At 55.8% G+C, this 17,646-nt stretch carries 18 protein-coding genes; 9 read left to right on the top strand and 9 right to left on the bottom strand.

Going from position 1 to position 17,646, the window contains the following annotated elements:
- Window positions 1-79: 79 nt before the first annotated feature.
- On the top strand, window positions 80-988 hold the full coding sequence (locus tag AC6I8N_RS16795) for a LysR family transcriptional regulator (RefSeq protein ID WP_497829513.1): 909 nt from the start codon (window positions 80-82) through the stop codon (window positions 986-988).
- Between the two features lie 2 nt (window positions 989-990).
- Here the strand turns inward: AC6I8N_RS16795 and AC6I8N_RS16790 are convergent, their stop codons facing one another.
- Window positions 991-2,580 (bottom strand): MFS transporter, encoded by a 1,590-nt coding sequence (locus AC6I8N_RS16790; protein ID WP_497829512.1) that lies wholly within the window; start codon window positions 2,578-2,580, stop codon window positions 991-993.
- A 217-nt stretch (window positions 2,581-2,797) separates the two neighbouring features.
- Between AC6I8N_RS16790 and AC6I8N_RS16785 the strand changes: the two genes are divergently transcribed.
- Window positions 2,798-3,619, top strand: a complete 822-nt coding sequence (locus AC6I8N_RS16785; protein ID WP_497829511.1) for an alpha/beta fold hydrolase — start codon at window positions 2,798-2,800, stop codon at window positions 3,617-3,619.
- A 127-nt stretch (window positions 3,620-3,746) separates the two neighbouring features.
- Here the strand turns inward: AC6I8N_RS16785 and treF are convergent, their stop codons facing one another.
- From treF to AC6I8N_RS16765, 4 genes are all read right to left on the bottom strand, one after another.
- Window positions 3,747-5,405: an alpha,alpha-trehalase TreF gene (gene treF, locus AC6I8N_RS16780; protein WP_497830704.1), complete on the bottom strand. Its 1,659-nt coding sequence runs from the start codon at window positions 5,403-5,405 to the stop codon at window positions 3,747-3,749.
- Window positions 5,406-5,780: 375 nt separating this feature from the next.
- Entirely contained in the window at window positions 5,781-6,884 is a 1,104-nt protein-coding gene (locus AC6I8N_RS16775) for an NADH:flavin oxidoreductase/NADH oxidase (protein ID WP_021186359.1), read from the bottom strand.
- 18 nt (window positions 6,885-6,902) lie between these two features.
- On the bottom strand, window positions 6,903-7,853 hold the full coding sequence (locus AC6I8N_RS16770) for a zinc-binding dehydrogenase (RefSeq protein ID WP_497829510.1): 951 nt from the start codon (window positions 7,851-7,853) through the stop codon (window positions 6,903-6,905).
- Complete coding sequence (locus AC6I8N_RS16765) at window positions 7,846-8,346, bottom strand: lactoylglutathione lyase family protein (RefSeq protein WP_013510426.1); 501 nt, start codon at window positions 8,344-8,346, stop codon at window positions 7,846-7,848. The genes AC6I8N_RS16770 and AC6I8N_RS16765 overlap by 8 nt, the downstream gene beginning before the upstream one ends.
- Window positions 8,347-8,440: 94 nt before the next feature.
- Between AC6I8N_RS16765 and AC6I8N_RS16760 the strand changes: the two genes are divergently transcribed.
- On the top strand, window positions 8,441-9,310 hold the full coding sequence (locus AC6I8N_RS16760; protein ID WP_497829509.1) for a LysR family transcriptional regulator: 870 nt from the start codon (window positions 8,441-8,443) through the stop codon (window positions 9,308-9,310).
- A 31-nt stretch (window positions 9,311-9,341) separates the two neighbouring features.
- Here AC6I8N_RS16760 and AC6I8N_RS16755 read toward each other — a convergent pair whose 3' ends face one another.
- Window positions 9,342-10,196: an SDR family oxidoreductase gene (locus AC6I8N_RS16755; protein ID WP_208723634.1), complete on the bottom strand. Its 855-nt coding sequence runs from the start codon at window positions 10,194-10,196 to the stop codon at window positions 9,342-9,344.
- A 101-nt stretch (window positions 10,197-10,297) separates the two neighbouring features.
- Between AC6I8N_RS16755 and AC6I8N_RS16750 the strand changes: the two genes are divergently transcribed.
- The gene (locus tag AC6I8N_RS16750) at window positions 10,298-10,669 is read left to right on the top strand and encodes a winged helix-turn-helix transcriptional regulator (RefSeq protein ID WP_021186363.1); all 372 of its coding nucleotides are present in this window, start codon (window positions 10,298-10,300) and stop codon (window positions 10,667-10,669) included.
- An 89-nt stretch (window positions 10,670-10,758) separates the two neighbouring features.
- Here AC6I8N_RS16750 and yghX read toward each other — a convergent pair whose 3' ends face one another.
- A complete protein-coding gene (gene yghX, locus AC6I8N_RS16745) occupies window positions 10,759-11,649 on the bottom strand; it encodes a YghX family hydrolase (protein ID WP_021186364.1) in 891 nt (296 codons plus the stop codon).
- A 232-nt stretch (window positions 11,650-11,881) separates the two neighbouring features.
- Here yghX and AC6I8N_RS16740 point away from each other — a divergent pair, with 232 nt between their 5' ends.
- The 5 genes from AC6I8N_RS16740 (at window position 11,882) to AC6I8N_RS16720 (ending at window position 15,952) form a co-directional block, all read left to right on the top strand.
- A complete protein-coding gene (locus AC6I8N_RS16740; protein ID WP_021186365.1) occupies window positions 11,882-13,294 on the top strand; it encodes a cytochrome ubiquinol oxidase subunit I in 1,413 nt (470 codons plus the stop codon).
- Complete coding sequence (gene cydB / locus AC6I8N_RS16735; RefSeq protein ID WP_021186366.1) at window positions 13,295-14,299, top strand: cytochrome d ubiquinol oxidase subunit II; 1,005 nt, start codon at window positions 13,295-13,297, stop codon at window positions 14,297-14,299.
- 1 nt (window position 14,300) lies between these two features.
- Window positions 14,301-14,447, top strand: coding sequence for a DUF2474 domain-containing protein (locus tag AC6I8N_RS16730; RefSeq protein WP_497829508.1), 147 nt, complete (start codon window positions 14,301-14,303; stop codon window positions 14,445-14,447).
- 251 nt (window positions 14,448-14,698) lie between these two features.
- Complete coding sequence (locus AC6I8N_RS16725; RefSeq protein ID WP_497829507.1) at window positions 14,699-15,565, top strand: helix-turn-helix domain-containing protein; 867 nt, start codon at window positions 14,699-14,701, stop codon at window positions 15,563-15,565.
- 177 nt (window positions 15,566-15,742) lie between these two features.
- The gene (locus AC6I8N_RS16720; protein ID WP_021186369.1) at window positions 15,743-15,952 is read left to right on the top strand and encodes a hypothetical protein; all 210 of its coding nucleotides are present in this window, start codon (window positions 15,743-15,745) and stop codon (window positions 15,950-15,952) included.
- On the opposite strand, the gene AC6I8N_RS16715 is transcribed toward AC6I8N_RS16720, so the two are convergent.
- Entirely contained in the window at window positions 15,949-16,791 is an 843-nt protein-coding gene (locus AC6I8N_RS16715) for a metal ABC transporter permease (RefSeq protein ID WP_497829506.1), read from the bottom strand. The genes AC6I8N_RS16720 and AC6I8N_RS16715 overlap by 4 nt on opposite strands.
- Window positions 16,785-17,645 carry a metal ABC transporter permease gene (sitC, locus tag AC6I8N_RS16710; RefSeq protein WP_208723636.1) on the bottom strand — a complete coding sequence of 287 codons (861 nt, stop codon included), beginning with the start codon at window positions 17,643-17,645 and terminating at the stop codon, window positions 16,785-16,787. The genes AC6I8N_RS16715 and sitC overlap by 7 nt, the downstream gene beginning before the upstream one ends.
- Between the last annotated feature and the right edge of the window lies 1 nt (window position 17,646).

The raw sequence follows: 17,646 nt of genomic DNA, 5'->3' as shown, positions 1-17,646 counted from the left end.
AAAATACGAAATGAGAGCGTTTATTGATAACGGATTGTTTTTGGGTTGTTGTTCAACAAATTTTGGGGAGGCGGTTGGAATGCGTTTAAACCTCGAGGCGCTGCTGATTCTGGATGCGCTCGATCGTCATGGCACCTTTGCCGCGGCGGCGGCACGGCTGTTTAAAACCGCGTCTGCACTCAGCTATACCGTGCAGAAGATGGAGAGCGATCTCAAAATCACGCTGCTGGATCGTTCCGGTCATCGTGCCACCTTTACGCCAACCGGGCGTCTGATGCTGGAAAAAGGCCGGATGCTGCTGCGTGCGGTGAATGAGCTGGAGCAGCAGGCGCGCTACGTGGAGAGCGGTTGGGAGAGCCAACTGGTGATCAGCGTCGATGCCTCGGTGCCGTTTAGCCTGCTGACGCCACTGATTGATGAGTTTTACCAGCAGCATTCGCATACCCAGCTGCAATTCCGTCATGACGTGCTGGCGGGGTGCTGGGAAGCGCTGCATTACGGTGAAGCGGATATCGTGTTTGGTGCGGTGCAGGAACCGGCCACGCGTAAAGAGATTGGCTGTCAGCCGTTGGGTTGGCTGGAATACGTGTTTGCCGTTGCGCCGGAGCACCCGCTGGCGTCTGCACCGGAACCGTTGTTGCGCGAGCAAATTCGTCAGTATCGTGCGGTGACGGTGCATGATTCATCACGCCACGGCGCAGGGATGGATTTGCGCGTACTGGATGAACAGAAGACCCTCAGTGTGCACGATTTTCCGTCTAAGTTGCAGGCACAGCTTGCCGGATTGGGCTGCGGTTACCTGCCGCGCTATCTGGCGGAGCCGCATTTGCGCAGTGGGGCGCTGGTGGAGCGTCAATTGGATAGCGAATGCCGACGCGATATGGCCTATCTGGCGTGGAACGAAAGCGCCAGCGGAAATGCCGCCAACTGGTGGCGTGAGCGCTTACTCACGCTACCGGGGCTGCACGACATCTACCTGCCAGCCTGAGATTAGATAGAGATATGGTGGCTGACCTGTGGCGGTTCGTCACCCTGATGATATTGCAGCACCGCCTGTTGCAGCGCCACATCGGCGCGTGAGACGCGCTGGTGTTGGCGCAGGTGCTCCTGCCATGACTCCACCAGGAACCACTCCAGCAGGGCGGTGGGGTCGTCGCTCTGCTCCATCAATCCCCAGGCATAGGCACCATCGCGGCGGCGTGCGGCGGCCAGTTTGCGCATGGCGCGTTTGAAATCGGCACGATCCTCCTGCGGGACCTGATAGCGCACCTGAATCATCACCGGGCCACGAAGGCCGTTCATTTCTCCGCTTACCGTCGGGTCAGCCCAGTGCTGTGCTGGTTGCAGATCCGCCTCACCGGCAGGCAGCACCAGACGTTTCAGCAGCAGGGCGGTGATCAGCAACATGCCACCAGCCAGCAGCAGCGCCTGCGCCAGCCCGATATGCTGGGCAATCAACCCCCACACCAGGCTACCGCCTGCCAGCGTACCGTTGAATACCATCAGATAGACCGCCAGACCGCGTCCACGTACCCAGTCCGGCAGTACCGCCTGCGCCACCCCGTTCAGGGTAGTGAGGGCGATAATCCAGCCAACGCCGAGCAGTACCATCAACAGCAGCGCCAGCCACTGTGCCGGGCTGATTGCCAGCGCCAGCATCACGCCCGCACTGAGCAGGGCGGAGAGCAGCAGCAGGCCATCGTTACCCATGTGCTGGCGCAGACGTGGCAACAACAAGGCCCCGCCAATCGCCCCGACACCGACCGCGCCAAGCAGCAAACCGTAGAACCCAGCGGTGCCCTGCAACATATTACGCGCCACCAGCGGCAGCAGCGCCCAGACGGCGCTGGCGAAGGCGAAGTACAACGCGGCGCGCAGCAGCACCCGGTGTAAATCGCGGCTGGCGCGCACATAACGCAGCCCGGCACGGAAGGCACCGAAGAAGTGTTCGTTAAGTTCGGTTTTGGCCTTCGCCGGACGTTTCCAGTACAGCAGCGCGGCGACCACGAAGAAGTAACTGGCGACATCTGCGCCGTAGGCCGCCATCGCGCCGAAACTGGCCAGCAGCAAACCGCCGGTGGCCGGTCCGATAGCGCGCGCGATATTTATCCCCAGTGAGTTGAGCGCCACGGCGTTTTTCAATTCATGGCGTGGCACCAGCTCCGGCACAATCGCCTGCCACGCCGGACCAAACAGCGCCGCTCCGATGCCGCCGACGAAGGTCAAACCGATCAACCATTCGGTGGTCAGCCAGTTGTTATGTGACAGTACCAGCAGGGTGCCGCTGACACTCGCCATCAATATCTGTACCGCAATCAGCAAACGGCGACGGTCAACGATATCGGACAACACACCAGCAGGCAGCGCCAGCAGAAACACTGGCAACGTGGCGGCGGTTTGCATCAGGGCGACGGCGGTAGGGTTATCCGACAGTCCGGTCACCAGCCAGGCGCTGGCGACATCCCGGATAAAGCTGCCGGTGTTGCCCAATACCGAGGCGGTCCAAATCAGGGCAAACAGCCCGTAGGCGAAGGGGGAAAAAGCGCTGCTGCGCAGGGCGTTGGTTGGGGGCTGGCTCATGGTCATTCTCCAATAAGGTTGCGATAACTGCACCTTACGAACCCTGGCCGATGGTTGATAGCGGAAAAAATCGGCCATCTTGTCCAGGCTTTTTTGACAGCTTAGAAGCGCAAAAAAGTTTGAACAAGTTGTCAAAATCTCTGCTTTAGGTTTTTCCGGCAGTGCAGGGTAGTTTGATTAGCGAGACACAACATTACTCACCTGACGGAGAAAAATTATGAGCACTTTCAAGGCTAAAGACGGCGTTAACCTGTACTACAAAGATTGGGGCAAAGGCCAACCGGTACTGTTCAGCCACGGCTGGCCGCTGGATGCTGACATGTGGGACAGCCAGATGAATTTCCTGGCGGAACGTGGCTACCGGGTAATTGCCTTTGATCGCCGTGGCTTCGGTCGCTCCGAACAGCCGTGGGAAAGTTATGACTACGACACCTTTGCCGATGATATTCATGGCCTGATTGAGCATCTGCAACTCAGCGATGTCACCCTGGTGGGCTTCTCGATGGGTGGCGGCGATGTGTCGCGTTATATTGGCCGTTACGGCACCGCGAAGGTGAAAGGACTGGTGCTGCTGGGCGCAGTCACCCCCATTTTTGGTAAAACCAGCGATCACCCTGAAGGGGTGGAAAGTGCGGTATTTGATGGCATTAAAGCGGGATTACGTCAGGATCGTGCGCAATTTATTAAAGATTTCGCGGTTCCATTTTATGGCACCAATGCCGGACAGACGGTGTCGGATGGCGTGATGATCCAGACGCTGAATATCGCGTTACTGGCTTCGCTGAAAGGTACGCTGGATTGTGTCACGGCGTTCTCTGAGACTGATTTCCGTGCCGATATCGCCAAAGTGGATGTGCCGACGCTGGTAATCCACGGCAGCAATGACCAGATTGTCCCGTTTGAAGCCACCGGTAAGCTGGTGCATGAGATGATTAAAGGGTCTGAGCTGAAGGTGTATGAGAATGGTCCGCACGGCTTTGCGGTAACGCACCAGGATCAGTTGAATGCGGATTTGTTGGCGTTTTTACAGCGCAACTAAAATCCGTGCGGTAAATCGCGTACCCAAACCCGCGCGATAAATCGCTAAAAACTTGCGCGATGAATCGCGCCGCTACGGATTTTGCACACATCGTGTAGCGGCGCGGTTTACCGCGCATTGTTAGATATCAATCCGCCAGTAAATGTCCGTACATCGCCAGTAGGCGACGGGCGACACCGTTAGTCCAGCCGAAGCCATCCTGTAACGGATACTCACCACCCCCACCCGGACGGGCGCGCTCGCCGCTGATGTCATACTTCTCCACCAGCTTATGATGCAGCGAATAGAAGTTCTTCACCGTGGTCAGCCAGTTCACCGCAATCTCCGTGGCCAGCGTCTCTTCGCCGTAGTTATTTAACCCGACAATTGCCATCCATTGCAGCGGTGCCCAGCCATTGGGTTTATCCCACTGCTCACCGCTTTCCACCATTGAGGTCACCAGCCCGCCCTGAGTCAACAGTAACTGACGCAATGCCACCGCCTGCAAATGTGCCTGCTCAGGCGTCGATAAGCCGAGGAACAGCGGCACCACCGCCGCCGCCGTGAAGGCACCAAAACGTTGGCGACGCCAGTCGTAATCGCGATACACCCCGGCGGTTTTATCCCACAGATAACGATGAATCGCACGCTTACGCACTTCGGCCTTTTTCTGCCATGCCAGAGCGGTCAGCTCCTCGCCTTTGGCGTGCGACAAGGTGGAGATCATCAACTCCAGTTTGTAGAGAAACGCGTTCAGATCGACCGGGATGAACTGTGTGGTGCGAATGCTCGCCAGGCGGTGGGGATCGCGCAGCCAGCGGGAGGAGTAATCCCAGCCGGAAGCCGCTCCGGCACGCAAATCGCGGTAAACCTCATTGGCCGGACGACTTGATTTGCTGGCGGTTTCCACATCTTCAATCCAGGATTCATCGCGCGGCGTGTCGCGGTCGTCCCAGTAGCGATTCAGCAACGAACCATCAGGCATACGCACCACATGGCGGTAGGCCTGATCGGGCATCAGCGATCCGGCACCGTCCATCCAGAACTGATACTCCTTCATCAGATGGTCGAGATAACGTTTCGCGCCGCGAATCCCGTCTTCTTCAAACAGCTCCACCATCAACGCAAACACAGGCGGTTGCGAGCGGCTGAGATAATAGGTGCGGTTGCCGTTGGGCACATGGCCATAGTTATCAATCAGCCAGGCGAAGTTATCCGCCATATCGCGCAGTAAGTCGTCGCGCCCACTCTCCGCCAGACCGAGCATGGTGAAGTAAGAATCCCAGTAGTAGGTCTCACCAAAGCGTCCCCCCGGCACCACATAAGGTTTCGGCAGTGGCAACAGCGACGAGTGCGGCATATGTTGTTGCGGCATTTTAGTTAACACCGGCCACAACTCATCAATATGTTCTGTCAGGGTTTTGTCCGGGTTCGATACATAAAAACTTTCATGGTGCTGCGGCAGATAAAAATGATCATGCACGAACTTAGTGAGATCGAATTGGGCAGAACGTTTCCGGCGGCGATAGTGGATTAAAATATCCAGCGGATCATATTTCGGTGCACAATCGGGAAAGGTTTTGCTGTCGGCAAATATCCGCGACATTTGTACATGCTCGAAAAGCTCCAGATAACGATCGGCAGGCGTCAGCGCATCCGGGGCGGGCAGGCCTTCAATCAGCTCCGGCTCCGGCTCCGAATCCTCCATGCCTTCAAGAATTAGCTCGTGAGGATCGTATTGATACTCCAGTTCAGCATCAGTACGTTTTTCCTCGAACGCATTATTTTGCTGTTGGTTAGTATTAATAGCGGCCTCCTGGAAACTCCGGTTTATACAAAGTGCAAATTATAGATCTCTCAACCCTCAGGGCAACAATGCGAAATATCTATGAACGTAATAAATCATGTCGATTGATCGGCTATTTTGGCGATTTTTCAGCGATAACAATGCTCTATATTTCAGGAAATGAAAACAGCATTTGAAATGAAGCTATAAATAAGCAGGCAGAATTATCTGTAAATAAGAAAAACGCCATTGGCGGGCAAAATCTGGCGGGAAATATTGATCAATTGATGGCAAACGCAGCGGCAATCCGTAGCGGCGCGATTTATCGCGCAGTTCCGTGCGCTGTGCCGGAAAAAACCGCGCGATAAATCGCGCCGCTACGCCAGGTGTTAAAACTTACTCTTCGCTGACGCGATAGCGCTCCAGCCAGTGGGCATACGGTGCCGGTAGCACCCACGACGGCTCACTTTTACCCAGCGCCAGCGCAGCATGATACGGCCAGTGCGGGTTTTTCAGGTGCGCACGACCTACCATCACCAGGTCCAGTTGACCTTGTTCAATGGTGGCGTTGGCGATGTGCGGCGTATCAATACCCCAGGCGGAGGCAACCGGAATGTCAGCCTCACGGCGCACACGCTCGGCGATCGGGGCCATAAACGGGCTGCCCCAGGGAATATTGGCATCCGGGGTAGAGAAGCCCATGCTGACGCTCAACAGATCCATGCCGTTGCTGCGCCAGTATTTGGTCAGGGTGATGGCTTCCTGCATTGTCTCTTCGTCGCGGCCATCAAACTCCAGCACACCAAAACGAGCGGTCAGCGGCAGGTTTTCTGGCCACACTTCACGAACCGCATCAAAGGTTTCACGCAGGAAACGACTGCGGCCAAAGGCATCGCCGCCATATTCGTCAGTGCGCTGATTGGCGTGGACTGAGAAGAAACTCTGCGCCAGATAGCCGTGGGCGAAGTGCAACTCCAGCCATTCGAAACCGGCGTCACGCGCACGTTTGGCGGCACTGACGAAATCATCGCGCACGCGTTTGATGTCATCCAGCGTCATGGCTTTTGGCACGCGCGGCAGGTTGTTACCAAAGGCGATGGCCGATGGGGAGAGGGTTTCCCAGCCGTTGGCGTCGCTTTCCGCGATATGATCGTCACCTTCCCACGGTTTATTGGCGCTGGCTTTACGTCCGGCATGACCAATCTGGATGCCGGGCACCGCGCCTGCGGCTTTAATCTCCCGCGCGATACGTGCCAGTTTTTCGGCCTGGGTATCGTTCCAGATCCCCAAACAGGCCGGGGTGATGCGGCCTTCTGGTGATACTGCGGTGGCTTCAACAATCACCAGACCGGCTCCGCCGCGCGCCTGGCTACTGTAATGCACGTAGTGCCATTCGTTGCTCAGACCATCAATGGCGCTGTACTGGCACATTGGTGGAATCGCGATACGGTTACGCAGCGTCACGTCTTTCAGCGTGAACGGAGAAAATAACCCTGACATAACAACCTCTTAATATGGTTAAAGCAAAATAATCTGTTTGCCGCTGAAGTTACGATGCTGTAACGCCTGCAACTGTGCAGGTAGCTGGTCGTAAGGAAAATGCAGCAGTAACTCGCTGTGTAAGGTTCCCTGCGTGATTTGCGCCAGCATACGTTCACCTTGTTGCGTCAACGTATGCCACTTCTGCGCGTCACCATGCAGATGCAACGCGCCCAGCGCCACTTCGTGTAGCGACAACGCACGCCCGAACGGTGTGCAGGGCCACTGCTCAACCCGGCCCTGAATGCAGACCAGATGGCCGTTTGCCAGTAACAGATCGGCCAGACTGGCGGCATGTTCCGGGCTGATGGCATCAATCACGGCATAGAAACGCGTGGCATTCTGCCGGGGATCGCTGAGCGTGTGCTTCGCTCCCAGTGCTTGCAGACGTGAAAAGTGACGTTCACTGCTTTGCGTTGTCACTTCAAATCCGCGAGCCTGCGCCAGTTGCACCAGAAAATGCCCGACGGAACCACCTGCACCGGCAATCAACAGCGGGGCACCCGGTTGTGCAGGTATTTTCTCAATCGCCTGCCAGGCGGTAAGGGCCGGGCAGGGGAAGGCGGCAGCGGTGGCAAAATCGATAGCGTCCGGGACGCGCATCAACACCTGAGCGGCGATCGGGGTGAATTCGGCAAAACTGCCAGGACGTTGCAGGCTTTGGTGATAAGCCACACGCGTACCAAGCCAGCGTTGATCGACCTCCGGGCCAATCGCCACCACGGTACCTGCGCCATCCACGCCGGGCACCTTGCCGATTTGGCTGTCGAGCACCTTCCAGTCCACCGGATTGAGGCCAATCGCTGCGTTCTGTACCAGTACATCGCCGGGTGCTAAAGGGGCGGTCGTCAGATAACGATCCTGTAAATCATTCGGCGTGTTGCCGCCTTGCCATACCCAGCCACGCCAGTCGTCAGGCAGGTTAAACATAGGCACCTGCCGAGTAGGTCAGCTCGTAGCTGTGGCTGTAGATCTCAATGATGTTGCCGAACGGATCTTCCATATACACCATGCGGTACGGCTTCTCGCCGGGGAAATATTCACGCACCGGCATACGTTGTTTGCCGCCAGCGGCGACGATTTTCGCTGCCAGACCTTCAACATCCGGGTCCTGGACGCAGAAATGGAACACGCCGGTTTTCCAGTATTCGAAGTTGTTCTCTGGTTTTTCCGCCGCTTTAAATTCGAAGATTTCTACCCCAACGCGATCGCCCGTGGAGAGATGCGCGATGCGGAATTTCTCCCAGCCACCGCCAAATACGTCACTGCACATCACGCCAATCGCGGAATCATCTTCCTGAATTTCGGTCGGCGGCATAATCAGGTACCAGCCCATCACTTCGGTATAAAACTTGACGGCCGCGTCGAGGTCGGTGACCGACAGGCCAATATGGGAAAAGGTACGCGGGTAAGGAGCAGTCATCTGCGTTCTCCATTTGTCGAAAAGATCTACAGGCTACTGCGCAACAGGTATAATGAAAACAGTGATTCAGTTATGGGTTTTATAAAATTTCATTATGTTCAATCCACAGTGGTTAAAATCATTCGCCATGCTGGCGGAATTAGGGAGTTTTACTGACAGCGCGGATCGGCTGGGGATTACCCAGGCGGCGGTAAGTCAGCATATCCGCCATCTGGAGCAGCAACTGGGGCCGTTGATCCTGCGCAGCAAACGCCCGCTGGAGCTGACACCCGCCGGACTGGCGCTGCTGGATTATTGTCAGGAAGTGGATCGCGCTCAGCGCCATCTGACGCTGCGTTTAAGCGAAGAGGATCTGACCTGTGGCGAAGTCAGCCTGATTTCACCGGGCAGCATCGGTCTGCGCCTCTACCCGCTGCTGCTGGAACTTCAGCAACAGTATCCGGAGCTCAGTATTCGGCATCGTTTTGCACCGGATAGTGAGGTGATAGATGCGGTGCTGCATAACCGCTACGAAATGGGGCTGGTGACGCAAAAGCCGGATGATAAACGGCTGGTGGCGGAGAAATTCGCCGAGGAGCCGCTGGAGTTGGTGGTGCCCGCCGGGGTGAAGATCCATAGCTGGGCGGATCTGGAAACGCTGGGTTATATCGATCATCCTGATGGTCAGGCGATGGCGACGCGTTTGCTAAGCCGCCGTTTTCCCGGCAATCCGGGAGTACGGAATTTGCCGCAGCGAGGTTTCAGTAATCAGATCAGTTTGATCCTTGAACCGGTGGCGCTTGGGTTGGGGTTTGCGGTGATCCCACAATCGGCGCGGCTGGCGTTTGCCCGTCAGGATGCGATTCAGGTAGAGCGTTGCGGCGTGTCGCTGGTGGATACCATTTGGTTGATCCATCGCGCCGAATGGCCGCTATCGGGACGTGCGCGACAAGCGCTGATGTGGCTCGATGATAAGCTGCTGTAGCGGCGCGATTTATCGCGCCGCCACGGGAGGGTTATTTCGCTAACGCAGCCTTGATGACTTCCGCGTAAGCGGTGGTCGGACGCCCAATCAGCTGACTCAGGGTTTTGCTGTTATCAAACAATCCACCCTGTGCAGCACCGGCATCTGAATCCGCCAGCATCTCTGCCAGGCCGTCCGGCAAGCCCGCACCTTTCAGCGCTGCGGCGAAGTCAGCCTGCGGCAGGTTGACATAATCCACCTTCTCGCCGGACTGCTTAGCAATTTCTGCCGCGAATGCTGCCAGGGTATAGCTGTCGTCACCTGCCAGCTCATAGATTTTACCCGCCTGATCGTCACGGCTGATCACTTCCGCTGCCGCTGCCGCGTAGTCAGCACGCGCGGCCGAGGCGATGCGGCCTTCACCTACCGAACCGATAAACGCATGATGCGCCAGTGCCGGTGGGATGCTGGCAGCATAGTTTTCGGTGTACCAGCCGTTGCGCAGCAGCGCGAACGGAATGCCGGAAGCCTTGAGCTGCGCTTCGGTGGCTCTGTGCTCGACACCAAGACCCAGCGGCGTGGTATCCGCATGCAGCAGGCTGGTATAGGCAATAAAACCCACGCCAGCCGCTTTGGCCGCGTCAATCACCGCTTTGTGCTGAGCTTCTCGCTGTCCCACTTCGCTGGAGGAAATCAGCAACAGTTTGTCGACACCGGCAAAGGCCGTTTTCAGCGTCTCTGGCTGGCTGTAATCCGCGGTACGCAGCGTCACACCCAGCGCAGCCAGATCGGCAGCCTTCTCTGGCGAGCGAACGGCGGCAATCACTTCACTGGCCGGGACTTTTTTCAGTAACGCGTCAATCACTAAACGGCCAAGCTGACCGGTGGCACCTGTAATCGCAATCATGTTGTTCTCCTTCAGTTTGAACTGGTATGCCATCAGGTTAGGAGATAAACTAACTTATAGTAAGTACTTACAGATTTGTTAGTTTGAAGGGATGACATTAAATGTCTGAAAACCTGAGTGAAAAATTTAGTCGTGGTGAGTTGCTTAACGTGAATTGCCCGTCGCGTGAGGTGCTAAAACGCATTACCAGCCGCTGGAGCGTGCTGGTGCTGCTGGCGCTACGTGAGGAAACCCTGCGTTTTAGCGAACTGCGACGCAGAATTGGTGGTGTCAGCGAACGCATGCTGGCACAGACGCTGCGCTATATGGAAGAAGATGGCTTTGTGCAACGCATTGCCTATGACGTGGTGCCGCCGCATGTGGAGTATCACCTCACGGAACTCGGACGTGAGGTGGAAGGACAGGTGATTGGTCTGGCTGACTGGCTGGAAAGCAACCTGCACCGGATTCTGGATGTGCGTGATAATGTCTGATGAGCGTAGCGGCGCGATTTATCGCGCGGTTCCGTGCGTGGTGCCAGAAAAATCCGCGCGATAAATCGCGCCGCTACGTGCGGAATGGGTTAACCGTGCAAATATTTTTCAAACCATCCTAATGTGCGGCTCCACGCCAACTCGGCTGCCGCCTTGTCGTAACGCGGTGTCGAATCATTATGGAAACCGTGGTTCACGCCGGGATAAATGTACGCCTCATACACTTTATGATTGGCTTTCAATGCGGCTTCATAAGCCGGCCAGCCCTCATTGATACCTTTATCCAGCTCAGCGTAATGCAGCAGCAGCGGAGCCTGAATGCGCGGGACATCCTCCGCCTTCGGCTGGCGGCCATAAAACGGCACCGCGCAGGCCAGTTCCGGGAAGGCCACGGCGGCGGCGTTGGCGACCCCGCCGCCATAACAAAAACCGGTGATGCCGACTTTGCCGGTGCCCGCTTCGTGGTGCATCAGAAAATCTACCGCCGCGAAGAAATCATTCATCAGCTTGACCGGATCGATCTTCGCCTGCATCGCTTTGCCTTCTTCATCGTTGCCCGGATAGCCCCCCACTGAACTCAGGCCATCAGGGGCCAGCGCGATATAGCCCGCTTTTGCTACGCGGCGCGCCACGTCTTCGATATAGGGGTTCAGGCCGCGGTTCTCATGCACCACCACCACCGCAGGCACTTTGCCACTGGTTTTCGCCGGACGCACCAGATAACCGCGCACTTCGCCGTGGCCTTGTGGCGATGGATAGTGGATGTATTCGGGGACAATGTCGGGATCGGTAAATTCTACCTGCTGCGCCAGCGCATAGTTCGGGCTCATCGCGCTGAGCAGCGCCGCGCCCGTCATCCCGGCGATGGTGAACTTCGCGGCCAGCGCGATGAACTCGCGTTTGCTGATTTTGCCGTGGGCGTAGTAGTCGTAAAGCTCCAGCAGTTCCTGCGGAAAATCCTGTGCGGTAAGACGTGTCATAACCTCTCCTTCGCTGATTAACCAGATGGTATTGCCGCTCTAACAAAGCACAGCTTTTAACATCTGGCAAATCGCATGCCGCAGAGGGTTAATAACTTTTTATCCTGGTGCCAAAACTAAAGGTCCGCGTTGTTTTGTTATAGTTTTATCGCTCCCCACTGTTTATTTCTGTTTTCACCACTTCCTTTTACAGTTGTGATCCCTCTCTTCTGTTGTAGCGAAGTCGTAAGCAATGTTCGGATTAGATGCTTTTCACCTGGCAAGGATACAGTTCGCGTTTACTGTCTCCTTTCATATCATTTTCCCGGCCATCACCATCGGTCTTGCCAGCTTTTTGGCGGTGCTGGAAGGTCTGTGGCTGAAATCCCGTAACGAAACCTATCGCGATCTCTACCATTTCTGGTCCAAAGTCTTTGCCGTCAACTTCGGTATGGGCGTGGTTTCTGGCCTGGTGATGGCGTATCAGTTTGGTACTAACTGGAGCGGCTTTTCACAGTTTGCGGGGAGCATCACCGGCCCGTTGCTGACCTATGAAGTCTTGACCGCCTTCTTCCTTGAAGCCGGTTTTCTCGGTGTAATGCTGTTCGGCTGGAACCGTGTTGGCCCGGGCCTGCACTTCTTTGCCACCTGCATGGTGGCGCTGGGCACCATCATCTCTACCTTCTGGATTCTGGCATCCAACAGTTGGATGCATACCCCACAGGGTTACATCATTGAGAACGGTATCGTGGTGCCGCAGGATTGGTTGAAAATCGTTTTCAACCCCTCGTTCCCGTATCGTTTGCTGCATATGTCAACGGCGGCGTTCCTCGCCAGCGCCTTTTTTGTCGGGGCATCAGCGGCATGGCATCTGTTGAAAGGGAATGACAACCCGGCCATTCGCAAGATGTTTTCTATGGCGCTGTGGATGGCGCTGATCGTTTCGCCGATTCAGGCGATGATCGGTGACGCGCACGGTCTGAACACCCTTGAACATCAGCCAGCGAAAATCGCGGCGATTGAAGGACACTGGGAAAATCCGCCAGGTGAAGCCACCCCGTTGATTTTGTTCGGTATTCCGGATATGGAGCAGGAGCGCACCAAATACGCGCTGGAAATCCCTTATCTCGGCAGCCTGATTCTGACCCACAGCCTCGATAAACAGGTTCCGGCACTGAAGTCGTTCCCGAAAGAAGATCGGCCAAATTCCACCGTGGTGTTCTGGTCGTTCCGCGTGATGGTGGCGCTGGGCTTGCTGATGATCACCCTTGGCGTGGTCAGCCTGTGGCTACGTTTCAAAGGCCGCCTGTATCAGTCGCGCCCATTCCTGTGGTTTGCGCTGCTAATGGGACCCTCGGGACTGCTGGCGATTCTGGCGGGCTGGTTCACCACAGAAATTGGCCGTCAGCCGTGGGTGGTGTACGGCGTGCAGCGCACTATTGATGCGGTTTCCGCCCACGGTGACCTGCATATGAGCATCAGCCTGTTGGCGTTTATCCTCGTGTACAGCTCGGTATTCGGTGTGGGCTATGTCTACATGATGCGTCTGATAAAGCAGGGGCCGAAAGTCGGTGAAGGTCACGATGTGAATCCGGGTGGTCCGGGTCAGAGCAACACCCCGGCACGTCCACTGTCTGCCGTATCTCATCAGGAAGGAGAACGCTAAATGATCGATTTTTCAATTATCTGGTTTGCGATCATCGTCTTCGCCATCCTGATGTATATCGTGATGGATGGCTTTGATCTCGGTATCGGTTTGCTGTTCCCGTTCAACAAAGATGCGGTTGAACGCGACATGATGGTCAATACCGTGGCCCCGGTCTGGGACGGCAACGAAACCTGGTTGATCCTCGGCGGTGCCGGGCTGTACGGGGCGTTCCCGCTGGCCTACTCGGTGATTGCCGACGCGTTAACTATCCCGCTGACGGTGATGCTGATTGGCCTGATTTTCCGTGGCGTGGCGTTCGAATTCCGCTTCAAAGCAACCGAATCACACCGTCCTTTCTGGGACAAAGCCTTTATCGGCGGTTCGATTCTCGCCACCTTCAGCCAGGGTGTCTCTGTCGGTGCCATCATCAACGGCTTTCCGGTCAGTGGCCGTACCTTCGCGGGTGGCCCCCTGGACTGGCTGGCACCGTTCCCGCTGTTCTGCGGTGTTGGTCTGGTGGTGGCGTATGCGTTGCTCGGCTGTACCTGGCTGATTATGAAAACCGAGCACGACCTGCATCGTAAGATGTCAGCGCTGGCAACGCCGCTGGTAATCGCCTTGCTGGTGATTGTCGGCATTATTAGCCTGTGGACGCCGTTCAGCCATCAAGCCATTGCACAACGCTGGTTCAGCCTGCCAAATCTGTTCTGGTTCCTGCCGGTTCCGGTGTTGGTGCTGGTGTGTGCGTGGGGCATTGTGCGGGGCATCAAACGCGAAGCACACTACAGCCCGTTCCTGCTGACGTTGCTGCTTATTTTCCTCGGCTTTTCTGGCCTGGGGATAAGCGTGTGGCCCTATATCATTCCGCCTTCCATCACCCTGTGGCAGGCAGCATCACCGGCGATCAGCCAGGCATTTATGCTGGTGGGGGGGCTGCTGATTATCCCGGTGATCCTGATGTATACCTTCTGGAGCTACTACGTGTTCCGGGGAAAAGTGAAAGCCAACGAAGGATATCATTGATATGTCAGGACACACTGAAGTGAAAGCACCACTGTGGAAGCGGGTAGTGTGGCTGGTGATTATTTACGCTGCAAGCGTGCTGGCACTCGGTGTGGTGGCATCGCTGTTTCGTATGATGATGACGGCCGCGGGGATGCGCTCGCATTGATCAAAAATGTAGCGGCGTGATTTATCGCGCGTTTTTTTCTGACATCGCGCACGAAATTGCGCGAGAAATCGCGCCGCTACGTGATCTGCGTCAGCATTCATTGCTGGCGAAAATATTAGCGAACTAAGCAATTAATGCTTTTCCCATTGCGCTTTCTTTACCCTTCCTTACATTAGCAATACATTTTTGTTATATTTGTGTGACCGAATACGCAATTCTGCGTCTCCATTTCCTTTCGATCATCACAGAAAATGCTTAGCCTGACTCTGAAAAAACAGTACATCAACGATTTGGTGGACTGGATTGAAGCGAACCTGACCGACGAACTCAACATCGATCTGATTAGCCTGAAATCCGGTTATTCCAAATGGCACATGCAGCGCATGTTCAAAGAAATGACCGGACAAACGCTGGCGTCGTACACCCGCAAGCGTCGTCTGACCATGTCAGCGATGGCGCTGCGCCTGACGCGTATGCCGTTGATTGATATCGCCGTGCGTTTTGGTTTTGATAACCAACAGAATTTCACCCGCGTGTTCAAAAACCATTTCTCGCTGACCCCGGGTGCATATCGCCGCATTCCGGAACTTCAGTTAAAGGATTTCCACAGTCGCATCCCCACGCAGCATCGCTGGGTTGACGTGCGGCTGGCGGAGAAGCCCGAGTTGCGCCTGTGCGGTGAAGTGATTGAATGGGAATGTCGTTTTGGGGAGTACATCCACGATCATGGTGATGTGGTCGCCCAACATGCGCGCGATTTCGTGGCTTTTGCCGGACAGCATGTGAACAAAGGCTGGCTCGGTTTTCAGTTCAGTCCGGGGGAAGGCTCCGCCGACCAGCAACATATCAGCCTGTTTCAGGCGCTGGAAAGCCAGCATGGCGATGTGCTGCCGGGTAATGCGGTGAACTGGACCGGTGAAAGTGGTTTGTATGCGGAAATTGACTGGCAGGGTATGCCGGAGCAGATCAACGCCTTTACCGCCGATATGTACTATATCCATCTACCGGCGTTGGGCGTTGCCCGTCGTGAGGGCAAGGATCTGCTACGTCTTGATCTGAAAAACAGCACCCCGGATCTGTTAACCGGCACCTTCTTCATTCCGGTTAGTGCCGGATAATGCATAATTCGTGCGGTGAACTGTGATAAACCGCACGATTTTATAAAATACTTCCCATAACCGGCGTAAAATTCTCCATCGAAACCTGATCCCCCGCGTAAAACCCTGACGCCCCCGAATCAGGCTGAATAATCACCTGCATTCCTGGTCCAGCCCGGACCACTAAAGAGAAGAAAAATGATGCGACTTTTACCGTTGTTCCTTGTGACAGCGCTGACCGCGTTTTCGGCTATTGCCGGCGCTCAGCTCTCTGAACCATTCTCACCGCCAGCCGGTTTGCATCCGCACCAGAGCTGCCAACAGCATGAGATTTCCGGTGATAACCCGTTACCGCAAAATAATGGCGGCATGCTGGAGTGTGGTCACAACGACGCGCTGCAAAACTAAGTTTGCAGCGTCTGACGTTCAGCCCGCCGCGCCAGCAAGCTGGCACGGATAAACGCGACGATAAACACCGCGGAAAATAACACCACGATGGTGGGCGCAGGTGCGCTATCCAGATAAAACGACAGATACACCCCGCTAAGCGAAACCAGCACCGCCACCGTCACCGCCGCCATCAGCGCGTGTGAAAAGCGTTGCGTCAGCAGCAAGGCAATTGCCCCCGGCGCAATCAGCAACGACACCGACAAAATAATGCCCACCGCCTTCATGGTGGCGACGATGGTCAGCGCGACCATGCACAGCAGGCCGTAATGTAACCAGCCGGTGCGCAAGCCGCTGGCCTGTGCCTGTTGTTGATCGAAGCAGAACAACAAAAAATCCCGCCACTTCACCGCCATGATCAGCAAAATCACCGCTGCGATAAGCGTGGTTTGCACCATGTCGCCGAGGGTGATGCCCAACATATCGCCGAACAGGATATGATCCAGATGGACTTCCGGTTTGGTGGCGATATACAGAATCAACCCGACCGCGAACATCCCGGAAAACACAATGCCCATCACCGTATCCTGCTTGATGCGGCTGTTGTCCTTCAGGTAGCCGCTGGCGACAGCGCAAAATACGCCGGCAACAAAAGCGCCCAGCGCCAGTGGCAGACCGAGTATCCACGCCAGCACAATCCCCGGAAACACGGCATGACTCATGGCATCGCCCATCAAGGCCCAGCCTTTCAGCACCAGAAATACGGATAACAACGCGCAGGGAATTGCCACCACCAGCGCAATCAACAATGCCTGATTCATAAAGGCAAACTGGAAAGGTTCCAGCAGCAGCGTCAGCATGGGATATCCTCCTGATGCGCGCGGGCGCGGCGGCGTTGCGCCAGCAGCCCCTGCTGCGGAGCAAAGACAAATGCCAGCAAAAACAACAGCGTTTGTGCCACTACGATGATACCGCCGGTGGCACCGTCAAGATAATAGCTGGCCCAGGCACCAAGAAAACTGGTGACGCTGCCGATAGCCACGGCGATAGCCAGCAGACGCGGGAAGCGATCGGTCAACAGCCAGGCGGTAGCCCCCGGTGTCACCACCAGGCAGATAACCAGAAATGCGCCGACAGTTTGTAGCGCTGCCACGGTGGAGAGCGCCAGCAGGGTGAAAAACAGCAGCTTCAACCGTTGTGGATTGAGGCCGATGGCGCGCGCATGGTTCTCATCAAAAAAGGTCACCAGCAGATCTTTCCATTTGAAAAACAGCACGCAAATGGAGACTGCGCCAATCAGCGTCAGTTGCAGGATATCGGCGGGAGCGATGGCGAGAATGTTACCTAATACAATGGTTTGGATATTCACCGCTGTCGGATTTAGCGACACCATAAACAGCCCGAGACCGAAGAACGAGGAGAAAATCAGACCGATAATCGCATCCTCTTTTAAGCGAGTACGCTGGTTGAGAAACAACATGCTGCCCGCGGCCAATCCTCCCGAGAGAAAGGCACCGAGGGCGAAGGGTAAACCGAGCATATATGCGCCTGCCACGCCGGGCACAATGGAGTGCGACAACGCATCGCCAATCAGCGACCAACCTTTCAGCATCAGATAGCAGGAGAGAAAAGCGCATATCCCGCCAACCAGTGCCGATACCCACATGGCGTTCAGCATGTATTGGTAGGTAAAGGGTTCCATCAGCCATTGCATA

This window comes from Pantoea sp. X-Soil-TKNS-1279, from assembly GCF_059730565.1.
Note: the sequence above shows the minus strand (reverse complement) of the source record. Positions and strands in the feature narration are given on the sequence as shown.